Source organism: Escherichia sp. WS1450 (genome assembly GCF_046487395.1).
Lineage (GTDB): Bacteria > Pseudomonadota > Gammaproteobacteria > Enterobacterales > Enterobacteriaceae > Escherichia > Escherichia coli.
On the sequence record NZ_JBJQJO010000016.1, the window covers coordinates 1 to 18,731 of the forward strand.

Consider the following 18,731-nt stretch of genomic DNA (forward strand, 5'->3'; position numbering starts at 1 on the left):
CGACGTTGATAGGCCGGGTGTGTAAGCGCAGCGATGCGTTGAGCTAACCGGTACTAATGAACCGTGAGGCTTAACCTTACAACGCCGAAGATGTTTTGGCGGATGAGAGAAGATTTTCAGCCTGATACAGATTAAATCAGAACGCAGAAGCGGTCTGATAAACAGAATTTGCCTGGCGGCCTTAGCGCGGTGGTCCCACCTGATCCCATGCCGAACTCAGAAGTGAAACGCCGTAGCGCCGATGGTAGTGTGGGGTCTCCCCATGCGAGAGTAGGGAACTGCCAGGCATCAAATAAAACAAAAGGCTCAGTCGAAAGACTGGGCCTTTTGTTTTATCTGTTGTTTGTCGGTGAACGCTCTCCTGAGTAGGACAAATCCGCCGGGAGCGGATTTGAACGTTGCGAAGCAACGGCCCGGAGGGTGGCGGGCAGGACGCCCGCCATAAACTGCCAGGCATCAAATTAAGCGAAAGGCCATCCGTCAGGATGGCCTTTTTGCGTTGGTGCAAAAAAAATGCCGGATGCGACGCTGGCGCGTCTTCTCCAGCCTGGGCAGGCACGGCAGGGGCAGCTTATTCCCCCACATACGCCAGATTCAGCAACGGATACGGTTTCCCCAAATCGTCCACCTCAGAGCGTCCCGTAACCTTAAAACCCATCTTCTTATAGAACCCAACAGCCTGCTTATTTTGCTCATTAACATTGGTTGTCATTTCCGGTGCCATCGAGAGCGCATGTTCCACCAGCATCCGACCCACGCCGCAGCCGCGCACATCAGGATCGATAAACAGCGCATCCATATGCTGCCCACTTAACAACATAAACCCAACCGGCCGATCCCGCTCATTAACCGCGACCCACAACGGTGCTTCCGGCAGAAAGGAACGCACCAGCTCTTCCAGCTCGGCCCGATACTCTGCTGATAAAAAATCGTGAGTGGCATCGACAGAACGGCACCAAATCGCAACCAGTTCCTCCCCTTCCTCATGCCGTGAGCGGCGAATACTAATAACCATTTTCTCTCCTTTTCGTCATTCTTATATTCTAACGTAGCCTTTTCCTTGAAACTTTCTCACCTTCAACATGCAGGCTCGACATTGGCAAATTTTCTGGTTATCTTCAGCTATCTGGATGTCTAAACGTATAAGCGTATGTAGTGAGGTAATCAGGTTATGCCGATTCGTGTGCCGGACGAGCTACCCGCCGTCAATTTCTTGCGTGAAGAAAACGTCTTTGTGATGACAACTTCTCGCGCGTCTGGTCAGGAAATTCGTCCGCTAAAGGTGCTTATCCTTAACCTGATGCCGAAGAAGATCGAAACTGAAAATCAGTTTCTGCGCCTGCTTTCAAACTCACCTTTGCAGGTCGATATTCAGCTGTTGCGCATCGATTCCCGTGAATCGCGCAACACGCCCGCAGAGCATCTGAATAACTTCTACTGTGACTTTGCAGATATTCAGGAACAAAACTTTGACGGTCTGATAGTTACCGGCGCGCCGCTGGGCCTGGTGGAGTTTAATGATGTCGCTTACTGGCCGCAGATCAAACAGGTGCTGGAGTGGTCGAAAGATCACGTCACCTCGACGCTGTTTGTCTGCTGGGCGGTACAGGCCGCGCTCAATATCCTCTACGGCATTCCTAAGCAAACTCGCACCGACAAACTCTCTGGCGTTTACGAGCATCATATTCTCCATCCTCATGCGCTTCTGACGCGTGGCTTTGATGATTCATTCCTGGCACCGCATTCGCGCTATGCTGACTTTCCGGCAGCGTTGATTCGTGATTACACCGATCTGGAAATTCTGGCAGAGACGGAAGAAGGGGATGCATATCTGTTTGCCAGCAAAGATAAGCGAATTGCCTTTGTGACGGGCCATCCCGAATATGATGCGCAAACGCTGGCGCAGGAATTTTTCCGCGATGTGGAAGCCGGACTGGACCCGGATGTACCGTATAACTATTTTCCACATAATGATCCGCAAAATACACCGCGAGCGAGCTGGCGTAGTCACGGTAATTTGCTGTTTACCAACTGGCTCAACTATTACGTCTACCAGATCACGCCATACGATCTACGGCACATGAACCCAACGCTGGATTAATCTTCTGTGATAGTCGATCGTTAAGCGATTCAGCACCTTACCTCAGGCACCTTCGGGTGCCTTTTTTATTTCCGAAACACACCTCAGCAGGTGAATAAATTTTATTCATATTGTTATCAATAAGTTATCAAGTATTTTTAATTAAAATGGAAATTGTTTTTGATTTTGCATTTTAAATGAGTAGTCTTAGTTGTGCTGAACGAAAAGCGCACAACGATCCTTCGTTCACAGTGGGGAAGTTTTCGGATCCATGACGAGGAGCTGCACGATGACTGAACAGGCAACAACAACCGATGAACTGGCTTTCATAAGGCCGTATGGCGAGCAGGAGAAGCAAATTCTTACTGCCGAAGCGGTAGAATTTCTGACTGAGCTGGTGACGCATTTTACGCCACAACGCAATAAACTTCTGGCAGCGCGCATTCAGCAGCAGCAGGATATCGATAACGGAACGTTGCCTGATTTTATTTCGGAAACAGCTTCCATTCGTGATGATGACTGGAAAATTCGCGGGATTCCTGCGGACTTAGAAGATCGTCGGGTAGAGATTACCGGCCCGGTTGAGCGCAAGATGGTGATCAACGCGCTCAACGCCAATGTGAAAGTCTTTATGGCCGATTTCGAAGATTCACTGGCACCAGACTGGAACAAAGTGATCGACGGGCAAATTAACCTGCGCGATGCGGTTAACGGCACCATCAGCTATACCAATGAAGCAGGCAAAATTTATCAGCTCAAGCCCAATCCAGCGGTGTTGATTTGTCGGGTACGCGGTCTGCACTTGCCGGAAAAACATGTCACCTGGCGTGGTGAGGCAATCCCCGGTAGCCTGTTTGATTTTGCGCTCTATTTCTTCCACAACTATCAGGCACTGTTGGCAAAGGGCAGCGGTCCCTATTTCTATCTGCCGAAAACCCAGTCCTGGCAGGAAGCGGCCTGGTGGAGCGAAGTCTTCAGCTATGCAGAAGATCGCTTTAATCTGCCGCGCGGCACCATCAAGGCGACGTTGCTGATTGAAACGCTGCCCGCCGTGTTCCAGATGGACGAAATCCTTCACGCGCTGCGTGACCATATTGTTGGTCTGAATTGCGGTCGTTGGGATTACATCTTCAGCTATATCAAAACATTGAAAAACTATCCCGATCGCGTCCTGCCAGACAGACAGGCAGTGACGATGGATAAACCCTTCCTGAATGCTTACTCACGCCTGTTGATTAAAACCTGCCATAAACGCGGTGCTTTTGCGATGGGCGGCATGGCGGCGTTTATTCCGAGCAAAGATGAAGAGCGTAATAACCAGGTGCTCAACAAAGTAAAAGCGGATAAAGCGCTGGAAGCCAATAACGGTCACGATGGCACATGGATTGCCCACCCAGGCCTTGCGGATACGGCAATGGCGGTATTCAACGACATTCTCGGCTCCCGTAAAAATCAGCTTGAAGTGATGCGCGAACAAGACGCGCCGATTACTGCCGATCAGCTGCTGGCACCTTGTGATGGTGAACGCACCGAAGAAGGTATGCGCGCCAACATTCGCGTGGCTGTGCAGTACATCGAAGCATGGATCTCCGGCAACGGCTGCGTGCCGATTTATGGCCTGATGGAAGATGCGGCGACGGCTGAAATTTCCCGTACCTCAATCTGGCAGTGGATCCATCATCAAAAAACGTTGAGCAATGGCAAACCGGTGACCAAAGCCTTGTTCCGCCAGATGCTGGGCGAAGAGATGAAAGTCATTGCCAGCGAACTGGGCGAAGAACGTTTCTCCCGGGGGCGTTTTGACGATGCCGCACGTTTGATGGAACAGATCACCACTTCCGATGAGTTAATTGATTTCCTGACCCTGCCAGGCTACCGCCTGTTAGCGTAAACCACCACATAACTATGGAGCATCTGCACATGAAAACCCGTACACAACAAATTGAAGAATTACAGAAAGAGTGGACTCAACCGCGTTGGGAAGGCATTACTCGGCCATACAGCGCGGAAGATGTGGTGAAATTACGCGGTTCAGTCAATCCTGAATGCACGCTGGCGCAACTGGGCGCGGCGAAAATGTGGCGTCTGCTGCACGGCGAGTCGAAAAAAGGCTACATCAACAGCCTCGGTGCACTGACTGGCGGTCAGGCGCTGCAACAGGCGAAAGCGGGTATTGAAGCAGTCTATCTGTCGGGATGGCAGGTAGCGGCGGACGCTAACCTGGCGGCCAGCATGTATCCGGATCAGTCGCTCTATCCGGCAAACTCGGTGCCAGCTGTGGTGGAGCGGATCAACAATACTTTCCGCCGTGCGGATCAGATCCAATGGTCCGCGGGCATTGAGCCGGGCGATCCGCGCTATGTCGATTACTTCCTGCCGATCGTTGCTGATGCGGAAGCCGGTTTTGGCGGTGTCCTGAATGCCTTTGAACTGATGAAAGCGATGATTGAAGCCGGTGCAGCGGCAGTTCACTTCGAAGATCAGCTGGCATCAGTGAAGAAATGCGGTCATATGGGCGGCAAAGTGCTGGTGCCAACTCAGGAAGCTATTCAGAAACTGGTCGCGGCGCGTCTGGCAGCTGACGTGACGGGCGTTCCAACCCTGCTGGTTGCTCGTACCGATGCCGATGCGGCGGATCTGATTACCTCCGATTGCGACCCGTATGACAGCGAATTTATTACCGGCGAGCGTACCAGTGAAGGTTTCTTCCGTACTCATGCGGGCATTGAGCAAGCGATCAGCCGTGGCCTGGCGTATGCGCCATATGCTGACCTGGTATGGTGTGAAACCTCCACGCCAGACCTGGAACTGGCGCGTCGCTTTGCACAAGCCATCCACGCGAAATATCCGGGCAAACTGCTGGCTTATAACTGCTCGCCGTCGTTCAACTGGCAGAAAAACCTCGACGACAAAACTATTGCCAGCTTCCAGCAGCAGCTGTCGGATATGGGCTACAAGTTCCAGTTCATCACCCTGGCAGGTATCCACAGCATGTGGTTTAACATGTTCGACCTGGCAAACGCTTATGCGCAGGGCGAAGGTATGAAGCACTACGTTGAGAAAGTGCAGCAGCCGGAATTTGCCGCCGCGAAAGATGGCTATACCTTCGTATCTCACCAGCAGGAAGTGGGTACAGGTTATTTCGATAAAGTGACGACCATTATTCAGGGCGGTACGTCTTCAGTTACTGCTCTGACCGGCTCCACCGAAGAATCGCAGTTCTAAGCAACAACAACCGTTGCTGATTGTAGGCCGGATAAGGCGTTCACGCCGCATCCGGCAATCGGTGCACGATGCCTGATGCGACGCTTGCGCGTCTTATCATGCCTACAAACGTTGCTGATTGTAGGCCGGATAAGGCGTTCACGCCGCATCCGGCAATCGGCGCACGATGCCTGATGCGACGCTTGCGCGTCTTATCCGGCAATTCTCTGCTCCTGATGAGGGCGCTAAATGCCGCGTGGCCTGGAATTACTGATTGCACAAACCATTCTGCAAGGCTTCGACGCTCAGTATGGTCGATTCCTCGAAGTGACTTCCGGGGCGCAGCAGCGTTTCGAACAAGCCGACTGGCACGCTGTCCAGCAGGCGATGAAAAACCGTATCCATCTTTACGATCATCACGTGGGTCTGGTGGTGGAGCAACTGCGCTGCATTACTAACGGCCAAAGTACGGACGCGGCATTTTTACTGCGCGTTAAAGAGCATTACACGCGGCTGTTGCCGGATTACCCGCGCTTCGAGATTGCGGAGAGCTTTTTTAACTCCGTGTACTGTCGGTTATTTGACCACCGCTCGCTTACTCCCGAGCGGCTTTTTATCTTTAGCTCCCAGCCAGAGCGCCGCTTTCGTACCATTCCCCGCCCGCTGGCGAAAGACTTTCACCCCGATCACGGCTGGGAATCTCTACTGATGCGCGTTATCAGCGACCTGCCGCTGCGCCTGCGCTGGCAGAATAAAAGCCGTGACATTCATTACATCATTCGCCATCTGACGGAAACGCTGGGGACAGACAACCTCGCGGAAAGTCATTTACAGGTGGCGAACGAACTGTTTTACCGCAATAAAGCCGCCTGGCTGGTAGGCAAACTGATCACGCCTTCCGGCACATTGCCATTTTTGCTGCCGATCCACCAGACGGACGACGGCGAGTTATTTATTGATATCTGCCTGACGACGACCGCCGAAGCGAGCATTGTTTTTGGCTTTGCGCGTTCTTATTTTATGGTTTACGCGCCGCTGCCCGCAGCACTGGTCGAGTGGCTACGGGAAATTCTGCCAGGTAAAACCACCGCTGAATTGTATATGGCTATTGGCTGCCAGAAGCACGCCAAAACCGAAAGCTACCGCGAATATCTCGTTTATCTACAGGGCTGTAATGAGCAGTTCATTGAAGCGCCGGGTATTCGTGGCATGGTGATGCTGGTGTTTACGCTGCCGGGCTTTGATCGGGTATTCAAAGTCATCAAAGACAAGTTCGCGCCGCAGAAAGAGATGTCTGCCGCTCACGTTCGCGCCTGCTATCAACTGGTGAAAGAGCACGATCGCGTGGGCCGAATGGCGGACACCCAGGAGTTTGAAAACTTTGTGCTGGAGAAGCGGCATATTTCCCCGGCATTAATGGCATTACTGCTCCAGGAAGCAGCGGAAAAAATCACCGATCTCGGCGAACAAATTGTGATTCGCCATCTTTATATTGAGCGGCGGATGGTGCCGCTCAATATCTGGCTGGAACAAGTGGAAGGTCAGCAGTTGCGCGATGCCATTGAAGAATACGGTAACGCTATTCGCCAGCTTGCCGCTGCTAACATTTTCCCTGGCGACATGCTGTTTAAAAACTTCGGTGTCACCCGTCACGGGCGTGTGGTGTTTTATGATTACGATGAAATTTGCTACATGACGGAAGTGAATTTCCGCGACATCCCGCCGCCGCGCTACCCGGAGGACGAACTTGCCAGCGAACCGTGGTACAGCGTCTCGCCGGGCGATGTTTTCCCGGAAGAGTTTCGCCACTGGCTATGTGCCGACCCGCGTATTGGGCCACTGTTTGAAGAGATGCACGCCGACCTGTTCCGCGCCGACTACTGGCGCGCGCTACAAAACCGTATCCGTGACGGGCATGTGGAAGATGTTTATGCGTATCGGCGCAGGCAGAGGTTTAGTGTGCGGTATGGGGAGATGGCTTTTTGAGTAAAGTTTCCATCTTATTTTTCTCCGCAATGTATCGAGGGTTATCCGTAAAGCCATAGCTTTCAGCCATCTTATTTAACGTATTAAGGATTAATTCAGCAATAACCCGGTGACCCAATTCAAAAGCCAACTCAAAGGCAGAGTATTTTTGTGGCGCTTTATGTTGCCAAAAATCCATAATATCTTCAGCGGTAAATCCAAACAGGCGCGCATGGTCAGATAAAGCAAGATAAACCGTCTCTACAACGTTTTGTTGTTTATGCTGTATCGCTGAAAACAAACCGGGATATTCATTAGAATTATTTGCCAGGAGGAGGGTCTTCATATTTTTTTTATCGAATTTAAACGTATTAAACAGAGTGGGTAATGCGTTAAAAATAGTCTTAATAACGTTCATATGTCCGCGCTGCATGGCTATAAACAAACCCGTGTCGCGCGCAAGATTTTTGGCGGTCAGAAGATCTACAATATCAGAAGCGGAAATGTTAATTTCCTGGGCCAGACAGGGCAATGCTTCGAGTATAACTCTCACGATATCGCTATGCCCATTTTGCATCGCCAGGTATAGCCCCGGGTAACCATAAAAATCCTTTGCCTTCAGGAGATCGAGTACCTGTTCTTTAGTCAAATGACATGTGCGAATTAACAACGGTAATGCGTCCAAAACAACTTTCAGCATGTCGGCATCACCATTCGCCATAACATGGTATAAAACATGGCTGGACGTTCTATTTTTGGCACTCAGGAATTTATACACTTGTTCGTTATCTAAATGATGTGTTGCGGCCAGTTTAGGTAAGGCGTTCAGAATCGAGGTTACAACATTTTTATCCTTACGTGATATCGCTAAAAATAATCCAGAAAAACCATTTTTATCTTTTGCCTCCAGAATATGCATGAGATTTTTTTTCGAGAGTAACCCTTCATATCCTGGCTCTGACAATGAATTGAAAATAGTCTCAACGATATCCGCATTACCATAATTTATAGCCAAATATAAACCGGGGAGGTTAATACTATTATAGGCAGTCAACGTTTCTGTTCTATGTAGTTCTGGCATTTTCTGGAGCTGAATCATCAGTTGCGTAATTTGGTGATTCTGACCAATTGCCATGAGCAAATTCATCGTTGCAGGTGATAATGGAGGGGGTATTTCATCCACAGATCCTTTTAACATCAATAGCTGTTCTTTCGGAAGTGCTGGAATTATTGCAACAGATTGGTTAATAACATGATCATTTGACCATTTCAGGAGGCTATAATCTACATTCATAAAATCCATCAGAGAATAGTGTTTAATATCCTCTTTACTTTCGCTCATGATTCTTATTTTATCGTTAGTTACATTAGGATCATAAACCGAAACCACGTAATGGGTACATCCTTCAGTTGTATTTTTTATTCTTAGCCGGGCCGTCAAAGCATGGTTATCCACCAATAATATGGCTGCCATAACACTGATACCATTTGATTCCATCTTGTCAAAATATGCCTTCATAACTAGACCGAAATCACCGCAGGCAGCAACACAACGCCCCTCAGGACGGCTGGAAATTAACGCCAAAGTCTGGTTTTTGCATTTTTTGTTGAAGTGAGTGAGAAATTTTTCAGCTGAATAATAATCATCTTGATGGGGTTTGTAATCAACATTCTGATAAATATCATTAATATATTGCGCAGCAATATGTCGGCATACTATACGGTTTTGGGGTCGCCCCGGAAAATAACATTGACCATTAAGTTTAACTCTTGGAAATTCTTTTTCTTTTCTATCTGATTTTAGATTTAATTTTTGTTTATCAAGAGCGTCTGAGCGTTGAGGTAAAATTTCCATTAGGTATTCTTCAAATATTGGAGCAATGGTTTGAGTGAGTGTCGTGTTTTCATTTTTATTAATTATCGTAATTTCTTTTTTATCAGTCTGTAAGACGGACGTGGAAAACTTAATGACAAAATCCTTGTTACTAAAGATATGACGACCATTTTGTCTACAGTTCTCTGAGAAGCTTTTTAATAGAGGCGTCGCCAGCTCCTTGCCAGAAAATTTATCCTCGAGTTCTTTATAAAACAATTCACTCAGGGTTTGGTGTTCATTTGTCTGGGCTGTATTATTAATATTTGCAGAGAAAGAACTACGAGGAATACGAGTAATCATTTAAATATCTCATTGTTTATTGATGTCTTGAATTTTAACTATCAGAACAGTGAAAAAATTTAATATGATTACAAGTAAAGAAATATCATAAATCGCTCAATCTCATAATGCAGCCGTAAAAGTTTCGGTGGAATGAGATCTTGCGATTTTGTTAATAATTAAGTGGTTTGATGTTTAAAAATAATACTGAGTTAATAAAAGTGTGTGAAGTGTATGACATTAAGTTATTTTGGCGTCAATGCGATTAACAGACACCCTTATTCTATTGCCACTCAGGTATGATGGGCAGAATATTGCCTCTGCCCGCCAGAAAAAGTCAGCGCATTCCACCGTACGCCAGCGTCACTTCCTTCGCCGCTTTAATCACCATCGCGCCAAACTCGGTCACGCGGTCATCGGTAATACGTGAAATCGGTCCGGAAATTGAAATTGCGGCAAACGGTTCGCGGTGCTCATCGAAAATACATGCCGCGAGACAACGCAGTCCCAGGGCATGTTCTTCATCATCAAATGAATAACCCCGTTTGCGCGTTTGGGCGAGATCTTCTTTTAAATGCACAGGAGACACCAGCGTCGCGTGGGTATAGGCATGTAACCCTTTGCGGTGCAGCAGCTTCGTCACCTGTTCTTCGCTCAGTTGGGCTAAAAAGGCTTTACCCGCACCGGAAGCGTGCATAGGTAATTTACCGCCGATAGGCGCGGACATTCGCATCAGGTGGGTACACTGTACCTGGTCGATAATAATCGCTTCATGATCGCTTTGATCCAGCACCGCCATATTCACGGTTTCGCCGGACTCTTCCATCAGATTGCGCAGAATAGGATGGACAATGGCTAACAGATTACGACTCTGAAGAAAGCTGCTGCCGACCATAAAGGCATGTGCGCCGATTGCCCAGTGTCCCAGTTCGCCAACCTGACGCACGAAACCCTGCTGTTGCATCGTGGTTAGCAGGCGGTGGGTCGTGGAATTGGGTAACCCGGCTTGTTGCGCCAGCTCCGTGAGTGCCACACTGCCATTGGATTCGGCAATCCACTCCAGTAATTTCAGGCCACGCGTTAAAGACTGAACCTGTCCAGTCGCTGGTGCGGTGGCAACGGCGGGTTTTCTGCCGCGTTTCGCGGGAATGGGTGCGACCATGACAGTCTCCTTTTTCTGTATCGTGGAAATCATTTTCATTTTTATTGTTAGCTAATGCAATAGTTGCTGAACTGATCCGATGAGTTAATGTTGAACAAATCTCATGTTGCGTGGTGGTCGCTTTTACCACAGATGCGTTTATGCCAGTATGGTTTGTTGAATTTTTATTAAATCTGGGTTGAGCGTGTCGGGAGCAAGTGTGAGCAGCAAAGTGGAACAACTGCGTGCGCAGTTAAATGAACGTATTCTGGTGCTGGACGGCGGTATGGGCACCATGATCCAGAGCTATCGACTGAACGAAGCCGATTTTCGTGGTGAACGCTTTGCCGACTGGCCATGCGACCTCAAAGGCAACAACGACCTGCTGGTACTCAGTAAACCGGAAGTGATCGCCGCTATCCACAACGCCTACTTTGAAGCGGGCGCGGATATCATCGAAACCAACACCTTCAACTCCACAACCATTGCGATGGCGGATTACCAGATGGAATCCCTGTCGGCGGAAATCAACTTTGCGGCGGCGAAACTGGCGCGCGCCTGTGCTGATGAGTGGACCGCGCGCACGCCGGAGAAACCGCGCTACGTTGCCGGTGTTCTCGGCCCGACCAACCGCACGGCGTCTATTTCTCCGGACGTCAACGATCCGGCATTCCGCAACATCACTTTTGACCAGCTGGTGGCAGCCTATCGCGAATCCACCAAAGCGCTGGTGGAAGGTGGTGCGGATCTGATCCTGATTGAAACCGTTTTCGACACCCTTAACGCCAAAGCGGCGGTCTTTGCGGTGAAAACGGAGTTTGAAGCGCTGGGCGTTGAGCTGCCGATTATGATCTCCGGCACCATCACCGACGCCTCCGGGCGCACGCTCTCCGGGCAGACCACCGAAGCGTTTTATAACTCTTTGCGCCACGCCGAAGCGCTGACTTTCGGCCTTAACTGTGCGCTGGGGCCAGACGAACTGCGCCAGTACGTGCAGGAATTATCACGGATTGCGGAATGCTACGTCACAGCGCACCCGAACGCCGGGCTACCCAACGCCTTTGGTGAGTACGATCTCGACGCCGACACGATGGCAAAACAGATACGTGAATGGGCGCAAGCGGGCTTTCTCAATATCGTCGGCGGCTGCTGTGGCACCACGCCACAACATATTGCCGCGATGAGTCGTGCAGTAGAAGGATTAGCGCCGCGCAAACTGCCGGAAATCCCCGTAGCCTGCCGTTTGTCCGGCCTGGAGCCGCTGAACATTGGCGAAGATAGCCTGTTTGTGAACGTGGGTGAACGCACCAACGTCACCGGTTCCGCTAAGTTCAAGCGCCTGATCAAAGAAGAGAAATACAGCGAGGCACTGGATGTGGCCCGCCAGCAGGTGGAAAACGGCGCGCAGATTATCGATATCAACATGGATGAAGGGATGCTCGATGCCGAAGCGGCGATGGTGCGTTTTCTCAATCTGATTGCCGGTGAACCGGATATCGCTCGCGTGCCGATTATGATCGACTCCTCAAAATGGGATGTCATTGAAAAAGGGCTGAAGTGTATCCAGGGCAAAGGCATTGTTAACTCTATTTCGATGAAAGAAGGCGTCGACGCTTTTATCCATCACGCGAAATTGTTGCGTCGTTACGGTGCGGCAGTTGTGGTAATGGCCTTTGACGAACAGGGGCAGGCCGATACCCGCGCACGGAAAATCGAGATTTGCCGTCGGGCGTACAAAATCCTCACCGAAGAGGTTGGCTTCCCGCCAGAAGATATCATCTTCGACCCGAACATCTTCGCGGTCGCAACTGGCATTGAAGAGCACAACAACTACGCGCAGGACTTTATCGGCGCGTGTGAAGACATCAAACGCGAACTGCCGCACGCGCTGATTTCCGGCGGCGTATCTAACGTTTCTTTCTCATTCCGTGGTAACGATCCGGTGCGCGAAGCCATTCACGCGGTGTTCCTCTACTACGCTATTCGCAATGGCATGGATATGGGGATCGTCAACGCCGGGCAGCTGGCGATTTACGACGACCTACCCGCTGAACTGCGCGACGCGGTGGAAGATGTGATTCTTAACCGTCGCGACGATGGCACTGAGCGTTTACTGGAGCTTGCCGAGAAATATCGCGGCAGCAAAACCGACGACACCGCTAACGCCCAGCAGGCGGAGTGGCGCTCGTGGGAAGTGAATAAACGTCTGGAATACTCGCTGGTCAAAGGCATTACCGAGTTTATCGAGCAGGATACCGAAGAAGCCCGCCAGCAGGCTACGCGCCCGATTGAAGTGATTGAAGGCCCGTTGATGGACGGCATGAACGTGGTCGGCGATCTGTTTGGCGAAGGGAAAATGTTCCTGCCACAGGTGGTCAAATCGGCGCGTGTGATGAAGCAGGCGGTGGCCTACCTCGAACCGTTTATTGAAGCCAGCAAAGAGCAGGGCAAAACCAACGGCAAGATGGTGATCGCCACCGTGAAGGGCGACGTCCACGACATCGGTAAAAATATCGTTGGTGTGGTGCTGCAATGTAACAACTACGAAATTGTCGATCTCGGCGTTATGGTGCCTGCGGAAAAAATTCTCCGTACCGCTAAAGAAGTGAATGCTGATCTGATTGGACTTTCGGGGCTTATCACGCCGTCGCTGGACGAGATGGTTAACGTGGCGAAAGAGATGGAGCGTCAGGGCTTCACCATTCCGTTACTGATTGGCGGCGCGACCACCTCAAAAGCGCACACGGCGGTGAAAATTGAGCAGAACTACAGCGGCCCGACGGTGTATGTACAGAACGCATCGCGCACCGTTGGTGTGGTGGCGGCGCTGCTTTCCGATACTCAGCGTGATGATTTTGTCGCTCGTACCCGCAAGGAGTACGAAACCGTACGTATTCAGCACGGGCGCAAGAAACCGCGCACACCACCGGTCACGCTGGAAGCGGCGCGTGATAACGACTTCGCTTTTGACTGGCAGGCTTATACGCCGCCGGTGGCGCACCGTCTCGGCGTGCAGGAAGTCGAAGCCAGCATCGAAACGCTGCGTAATTACATCGACTGGACACCGTTCTTTATGACCTGGTCGCTGGCCGGGAAGTATCCGCGCATTCTGGAAGATGAAGTGGTGGGCGTTGAGGCGCAGCGGCTGTTTAAAGACGCCAACGACATGCTGGATAAATTAAGCGCCGAAAAAACGCTGAATCCGCGTGGCGTGGTGGGCCTGTTCCCGGCAAACCGTGTGGGCGATGACATTGAAATCTACCGTGACGAAACGCGCACTCATGTGATCAACGTCAGCCACCATCTGCGTCAACAGACCGAAAAAACGGGATTCGCTAACTACTGTCTCGCTGACTTCGTTGCGCCGAAGCTTTCTGGTAAAGCAGATTACATCGGCGCATTTGCCGTGACTGGCGGGCTGGAAGAGGACGCACTGGCTGATGCCTTTGAAGCGCAGCACGATGATTACAACAAAATCATGGTGAAAGCGCTTGCCGACCGTTTAGCCGAAGCCTTTGCGGAGTATCTCCATGAGCGTGTGCGTAAAGTCTACTGGGGCTATGCGCCGAACGAGAACCTCAGCAACGAAGAACTGATCCGCGAAAACTACCAGGGCATCCGTCCGGCACCGGGCTATCCGGCCTGCCCGGAACATACGGAAAAAGCCACCATCTGGGAGCTGCTGGAAGTGGAAAAACACACTGGCATGAAACTCACAGAATCTTTCGCCATGTGGCCTGGTGCATCGGTTTCGGGTTGGTACTTCAGCCACCCGGACAGCAAGTATTACGCGGTGGCGCAAATCCAGCGCGATCAGGTTGAAGACTATGCCCGCCGTAAAGGTATGAGCGTCTCAGATGTTGAGCGCTGGCTGGCACCGAATCTGGGGTATGACGCGGACTGATTCACAAATCTGTCACTTTTCCTTACAACAAACAGGGCGCTCAATGAGTGCCCTGTCTCTTTATTAATATGAAACACTTATACTGGAATCAGGCTGGAATAATCTTAGCCGGAAAAACGAAGGTCAAAAGGCACAGTAAAGATGCCAGTCAGCGTGTTTCCGGTCCTTTGGTCATTCAATTGCTTCAGGAACATATAACGATAAGGAGAACCTGAACTCGTGTTAACGCTGCTTCACCTGCTTTCTGCCGTCGCCCTGCTGGTCTGGGGGACTCATATTGTTCGAACCGGCGTAATGCGCGTCTTCGGCGCGCGTTTGCGTACTGTCCTTAGCCGGAGCGTCGAAAAAAAGCCGCTCGCCTTTTGCGCGGGGATCGGCGTTACCGCACTGGTACAGAGCAGTAATGCCACCACCATGCTGGTGACCTCGTTCGTCGCTCAGGATCTGGTAGCCCTCGCACCGGCTCTGGTGATTGTGCTGGGTGCAGATGTCGGGACGGCGCTAATGGCGCGTATTCTCACCTTCGACTTATCCTGGCTGTCACCATTACTTATTTTTATCGGCGTGATTTTTTTCCTCGGACGCAAACAGTCACGCGCCGGGCAACTGGGCCGCGTCGGTATTGGTCTTGGGCTGATTTTACTGGCGCTGGAGTTGATTGTGCAGGCCGTAACGCCGATCACTCAGGCAAACGGCGTTCAGGTGATCTTTGCATCGCTGACTGGCGACATTTTGCTGGATGCGCTGATTGGTGCGATGTTCGCCATTATCAGCTACTCCAGCCTTGCTGCTGTACTGCTGACCGCGACTCTGACCGCCGCAGGCATTATCTCCTTCCCGGTGGCGCTCTGTCTGGTGATTGGTGCTAACCTCGGTTCCGGCCTGCTGGCGATGCTCAACAACAGTGCCGCCAATGCCGCAGCCCGCCGTGTCGCGCTGGGTAGTCTGCTGTTTAAGCTGGTGGGTAGCCTGATTATCCTGCCGTTTGTTCATTTGCTGGCAGAGACAATGGGGAAGTTGTCATTGCCAAAAGCGGAACTGGTGATCTATTTCCACGTCTTCTACAACCTTGTACGCTGCCTGGTCATGCTGCCATTCGTTGACCCGATGGCACGGTTTTGCAAAACGATTATTCGCGATGAACCGGAACTGGATACCCAGCTACGGCCTAAACATCTGGATGTCAGCGCGCTGGATACCCCCACGCTTGCTCTGGCGAACGCCGCGCGCGAAACCCTGCGCATTGGCGACGCCATGGAACAGATGATGGAAGGGTTGAATAAAGTGATGCACGGCGAGCCACGGCAGGAGAAAGAGCTGCGTAAGCTGGCAGATGATATCAACGTTCTCTACACCGCCATTAAGCTGTATCTGGCGCGAATGCCAAAAGAGGAACTGGCAGAAGAAGAGTCGCGCCGCTGGGCGGAGATCATCGAAATGTCGCTAAACCTTGAACAGGCCTCCGATATCGTCGAGCGCATGGGTAGTGAAATTGCCGACAAATCGCTGGCTGCAAGGCGAGCATTTTCGCTTGATGGCTTGAAGGAACTGGATGCGCTCTATGAGCAATTGCTCAGTAATTTAAAACTGGCAATGTCGGTTTTCTTCTCTGGCGATGTTACCAGCGCCCGTCGTTTGCGCCGCAGCAAACATCGTTTTCGCATTCTTAATCGCCGCTATTCCCATGCTCACGTCGATCGCCTGCATCAGCAAAACGTGCAAAGCATTGAAACCAGTTCGCTACATTTAGGCTTACTGGGAGATATGCAGCGCCTGAACTCGCTGTTTTGTTCGGTGGCTTACAGTGTGCTGGAACAGCCGGATGAAGATGAAGGACGGGACGAGTATTAATATTGTGAATCCTGTAGGCCTGATAAGACGCGTCAAGCGTCGCATCAGGCACTATGAACAAGATGCCGGATCATGCATCCGGCAATTCACTTAAAAACGGTGACCCGCTTCCAGCGGAACCGCTTCTTCACCAGCCTTAAACACATAAGTGGTGTTCGGACCACCCAGCGTAGCGTGACCTTTACTCACTGTGATCCAGTTACCTTCCGGCAGACCAATAATTGTGAGTTCTGGCGCGACGACCAGCAGTTCGCGAATACGCTGTTCACGGGTTTCACCTTTATGGCCTTCCGGCAGCGCGTTGGTGAAGTGCGGGTTGATTTGCAGCGGGAACAGATTTAGCGCATCGAAACCTTGCGGATCGACAATCGGCATATCGTTGGTGGTACGAATGGTTGGGCAAGCAAGGTTAGCGCCTGCGCTCCAGCCAATATACAGCGCGCCACGTTTAACCACGTCAGTAATTGGTGCCAGCAGCCCGCGCTCGCGGCACTGTTTCAGCAACTGGAAAGTATTACCGCCGCCGACAATCACGATCTCAGCATTTTCAATCGCAGCAACGGGATCGACAACGCTATGAATACCGGTGACAGAAACACCCAGCGGAGCGAGAACCGCAGCCGTTTTCGCTGTGTAATCATCCCAGGTCTGCGTTACGCCAGCGAAAGGGATAAACACCGCTGAGCGGCGACCCTGCAACTGTTCAGCAATTAGCGGCAGTGCATGTTCCAGCCAGGCTTTACCCGGCAGCGTCGAGTTACTCAATAAAAGCAGTTCCATTACTTCTCCGGTTAGTAAGAAATCACGGAAGGCATGCTACCACTGCGAATTTAACCACTTACTGACATGGCTCACGATGTCACGTATTGCACCGGGCGTTGAGCCTGATGACAAACACAGCATTGCCTGATGCGCTACGCTTATCAGGCCTACAAGCTAATTGCAATGTCTTGAATTTTCGCGATTTTGTAGGCCGAATAAGGCTTTATTCCGCATCCGGCATAAACAATGTGTACTTTGCCACCAATTTGAGCGCCCCTTAAGGCGCTGATGTTTTTTTATCCTTCTCGTGCACATTGGGCCGCTTCAGCAATCAGCCGCACATCAGGTCGCGAAGTTGCCGCGGCGACCAGCCAGCGACATGCAGAGTTAAGTAGCGCGATTAATCATGGGAAATTGCCTCTGCATGAGTGAGCAGGTATTGCTCCGCCTCACCGGACCAGATCCCCTGATGACGCGCCAGAATCGCCGCCAGTGCTTGATCCTGAATCTGCGTGAGTGACGTCAGCGGCAGGTATTTCCCGGTATACACCAGCTTTTTGCCGCCGCCGACGGCAGGCAATTCAAGCGTGGTTTCGCCCGCGGCATTCAGCCCAAGAATATGTGTTACCACTTTTGCGGCCTGCACTTTTTTCTCTTCAATCAATTTGACCGCTGCGCGCATGTCGTCGGTATTGCCGCCTGACGTGCCCACGTAGTGGGTAAATGCATAATGCACATCGTAGAAATTAATTGGCGCGCTGAAGTGCTTATCCTGCGGTCCGGCGAAGAAATTCAGACAACCATCTGTCGCCAGCAAGGAAGAGGCGAGAGTCACCAGTCCTTCATTAGGCACAAAGACGAAAATATCATCGAAGCCGTGACCGCCACTCAGTGCCATTAACGTATCAAATGCTGCATCGGCGGCATTGAGATAATGAATCAGTGTTTGCGGTTCTGATGGATAGTGCTTGCGCGCATAACTCAATTTGTCGTTGTCGGTATCGGTAATGACGAGCAGCGAAGGGTTAACGGGTCCATGTAGCGCATAATCAATCGCCAACAGTCCCATTGGTCCGGTGCCGCCGAGGATCAGCGTGCGCCCTTGCGGGCGAATCCCCATCGTGTGGTTATAACTACCTTCCTGAAGATGATAGTTGGCGTTGAACGCGCCAATCACGCAGGAAAGCGGTTCAACCAGCGAGCCTTCAAAATAGGTTTCGCCGTCGTATGCCAGCAGGCAATCTTGTTCCATGACCTCGTTGGGAATAACCACATGCGTGGCTTCGCCGCCCACCCACGGGAAGGAGTAGCCGGGGCAGTCCGGGCGATCCGGCAATTGCAGGTTGGCCTGAATCACATAGCGCTGGCCCGGCTGAAATTTGTGCTGCCACTTTTTACCCACGGCCAGAATATCGCCGCAAAACTCGTGGCCGATGATGATGGGGTTGGTCGCCACATCGTCGGGTACTTTTTTATGGTTTTCACCCAGATTGGCCTCTTTCCAGGAAGAGAGGCACAGGCTGTCGGTGACCACCGTCGCGAGGATTTCATCCTCCTGCATTTCAGGAAGATCAAAGGTTTCCAGGCGTAAATCACGTTTACCATAAAGACGCAGAGCTGTTGTTTTCATAAACCACCTCATGTTGAGCGATGGCCCCGGCAGTCGTGC

11 protein-coding genes and 2 rRNA genes are annotated in these 18,731 nt (G+C 51.2%); 8 read left to right on the plus strand and 5 right to left on the minus strand.

What is annotated here, in order from left to right:
• A 23S ribosomal RNA gene (locus ACJHYR_RS17765) occupies positions 1-78 on the plus strand; the annotation flags it as partial.
• Between the two features lie 93 nt (positions 79-171).
• Positions 172-287 (plus strand): 5S ribosomal RNA (gene rrf / locus ACJHYR_RS17770).
• 284 nt (positions 288-571) lie between these two features.
• Here rrf and ACJHYR_RS17775 read toward each other — a convergent pair.
• A complete protein-coding gene (locus ACJHYR_RS17775) occupies positions 572-1,015 on the minus strand; it encodes an acetyltransferase (protein WP_000236986.1) in 444 nt (147 codons plus the stop codon).
• A 156-nt stretch (positions 1,016-1,171) separates the two neighbouring features.
• Here ACJHYR_RS17775 and metA point away from each other — a divergent pair, with 156 nt between their 5' ends.
• The 4 genes from metA to aceK all read left to right on the plus strand — a co-directional run bounded on the left by metA (position 1,172) and on the right by aceK (position 7,270).
• Positions 1,172-2,101 (plus strand): homoserine O-succinyltransferase, encoded by a 930-nt coding sequence (gene metA, locus ACJHYR_RS17780; RefSeq protein ID WP_001122775.1) that lies wholly within the window; start codon positions 1,172-1,174, stop codon positions 2,099-2,101.
• 268 nt (positions 2,102-2,369) lie between these two features.
• Positions 2,370-3,971 (plus strand): malate synthase A, encoded by a 1,602-nt coding sequence (gene aceB, locus ACJHYR_RS17785; RefSeq protein ID WP_000138871.1) that lies wholly within the window; start codon positions 2,370-2,372, stop codon positions 3,969-3,971.
• Positions 3,972-4,000: 29 nt separating this feature from the next.
• Positions 4,001-5,305, plus strand: a complete 1,305-nt coding sequence (gene aceA, locus ACJHYR_RS17790; RefSeq protein WP_000857856.1) for an isocitrate lyase — start codon at positions 4,001-4,003, stop codon at positions 5,303-5,305.
• A gap of 228 nt (positions 5,306-5,533) precedes the next feature.
• Positions 5,534-7,270 carry a bifunctional isocitrate dehydrogenase kinase/phosphatase gene (gene aceK / locus ACJHYR_RS17795; RefSeq protein ID WP_001137210.1) on the plus strand — a complete coding sequence of 579 codons (1,737 nt, stop codon included), beginning with the start codon at positions 5,534-5,536 and terminating at the stop codon, positions 7,268-7,270.
• Here aceK and espL4 read toward each other — a convergent pair.
• Positions 7,239-9,425, minus strand: coding sequence for a type III secretion system effector EspL4 (gene espL4, locus ACJHYR_RS17800; RefSeq protein WP_072837434.1), 2,187 nt, complete (start codon positions 9,423-9,425; stop codon positions 7,239-7,241). The genes aceK and espL4 overlap by 32 nt on opposite strands.
• Before the next feature lie 316 nt (positions 9,426-9,741).
• Positions 9,742-10,566, minus strand: a complete 825-nt coding sequence (gene iclR / locus ACJHYR_RS17805; protein ID WP_000226403.1) for a glyoxylate bypass operon transcriptional repressor IclR — start codon at positions 10,564-10,566, stop codon at positions 9,742-9,744.
• A gap of 199 nt (positions 10,567-10,765) precedes the next feature.
• On the opposite strand from iclR, the gene metH reads away from it, so the two are divergent.
• Together metH and ACJHYR_RS17815 are read left to right on the plus strand one after the other, a co-directional pair.
• Positions 10,766-14,449 carry a methionine synthase gene (metH, locus tag ACJHYR_RS17810; RefSeq protein WP_000096053.1) on the plus strand — a complete coding sequence of 1,228 codons (3,684 nt, stop codon included), beginning with the start codon at positions 10,766-10,768 and terminating at the stop codon, positions 14,447-14,449.
• Positions 14,450-14,668: 219 nt separating this feature from the next.
• Entirely contained in the window at positions 14,669-16,300 is a 1,632-nt protein-coding gene (locus ACJHYR_RS17815; RefSeq protein WP_000956830.1) for a Na/Pi cotransporter family protein, read from the plus strand.
• Positions 16,301-16,390: 90 nt separating this feature from the next.
• Here the strand turns inward: ACJHYR_RS17815 and pepE are convergent, their stop codons facing one another.
• Both pepE and sorE read right to left on the minus strand, forming a co-directional pair.
• On the minus strand, positions 16,391-17,080 hold the full coding sequence (gene pepE, locus ACJHYR_RS17820) for a dipeptidase PepE (protein WP_000421763.1): 690 nt from the start codon (positions 17,078-17,080) through the stop codon (positions 16,391-16,393).
• A 382-nt stretch (positions 17,081-17,462) separates the two neighbouring features.
• Entirely contained in the window at positions 17,463-18,692 is a 1,230-nt protein-coding gene (gene sorE, locus ACJHYR_RS17825; RefSeq protein ID WP_000858559.1) for an L-sorbose 1-phosphate reductase, read from the minus strand.
• Positions 18,693-18,731: the final 39 nt, after the last annotated feature.

Excerpts from the sequence above, each read along its gene's own strand:
- ACJHYR_RS17775 (WP_000236986.1), bottom strand. The coding sequence starts at position 1,015 with ATGGTTATTAGTATTCGCCGCTCACGGCATGAGGAAGGGGAGGAACTG.
- metA (WP_001122775.1), top strand. The coding sequence starts at position 1,172 with ATGCCGATTCGTGTGCCGGACGAGCTACCCGCCGTCAATTTCTTGCGT.
- aceB (WP_000138871.1), top strand. The coding sequence starts at position 2,370 with ATGACTGAACAGGCAACAACAACCGATGAACTGGCTTTCATAAGGCCG.
- aceA (WP_000857856.1), top strand. The coding sequence starts at position 4,001 with ATGAAAACCCGTACACAACAAATTGAAGAATTACAGAAAGAGTGGACT.
- aceK (WP_001137210.1), top strand. The coding sequence starts at position 5,534 with ATGCCGCGTGGCCTGGAATTACTGATTGCACAAACCATTCTGCAAGGC.
- espL4 (WP_072837434.1), bottom strand. The coding sequence starts at position 9,425 with ATGATTACTCGTATTCCTCGTAGTTCTTTCTCTGCAAATATTAATAAT.
- iclR (WP_000226403.1), bottom strand. The coding sequence starts at position 10,566 with ATGGTCGCACCCATTCCCGCGAAACGCGGCAGAAAACCCGCCGTTGCC.
- pepE (WP_000421763.1), bottom strand. The coding sequence starts at position 17,080 with ATGGAACTGCTTTTATTGAGTAACTCGACGCTGCCGGGTAAAGCCTGG.
- sorE (WP_000858559.1), bottom strand. The coding sequence starts at position 18,692 with ATGAAAACAACAGCTCTGCGTCTTTATGGTAAACGTGATTTACGCCTG.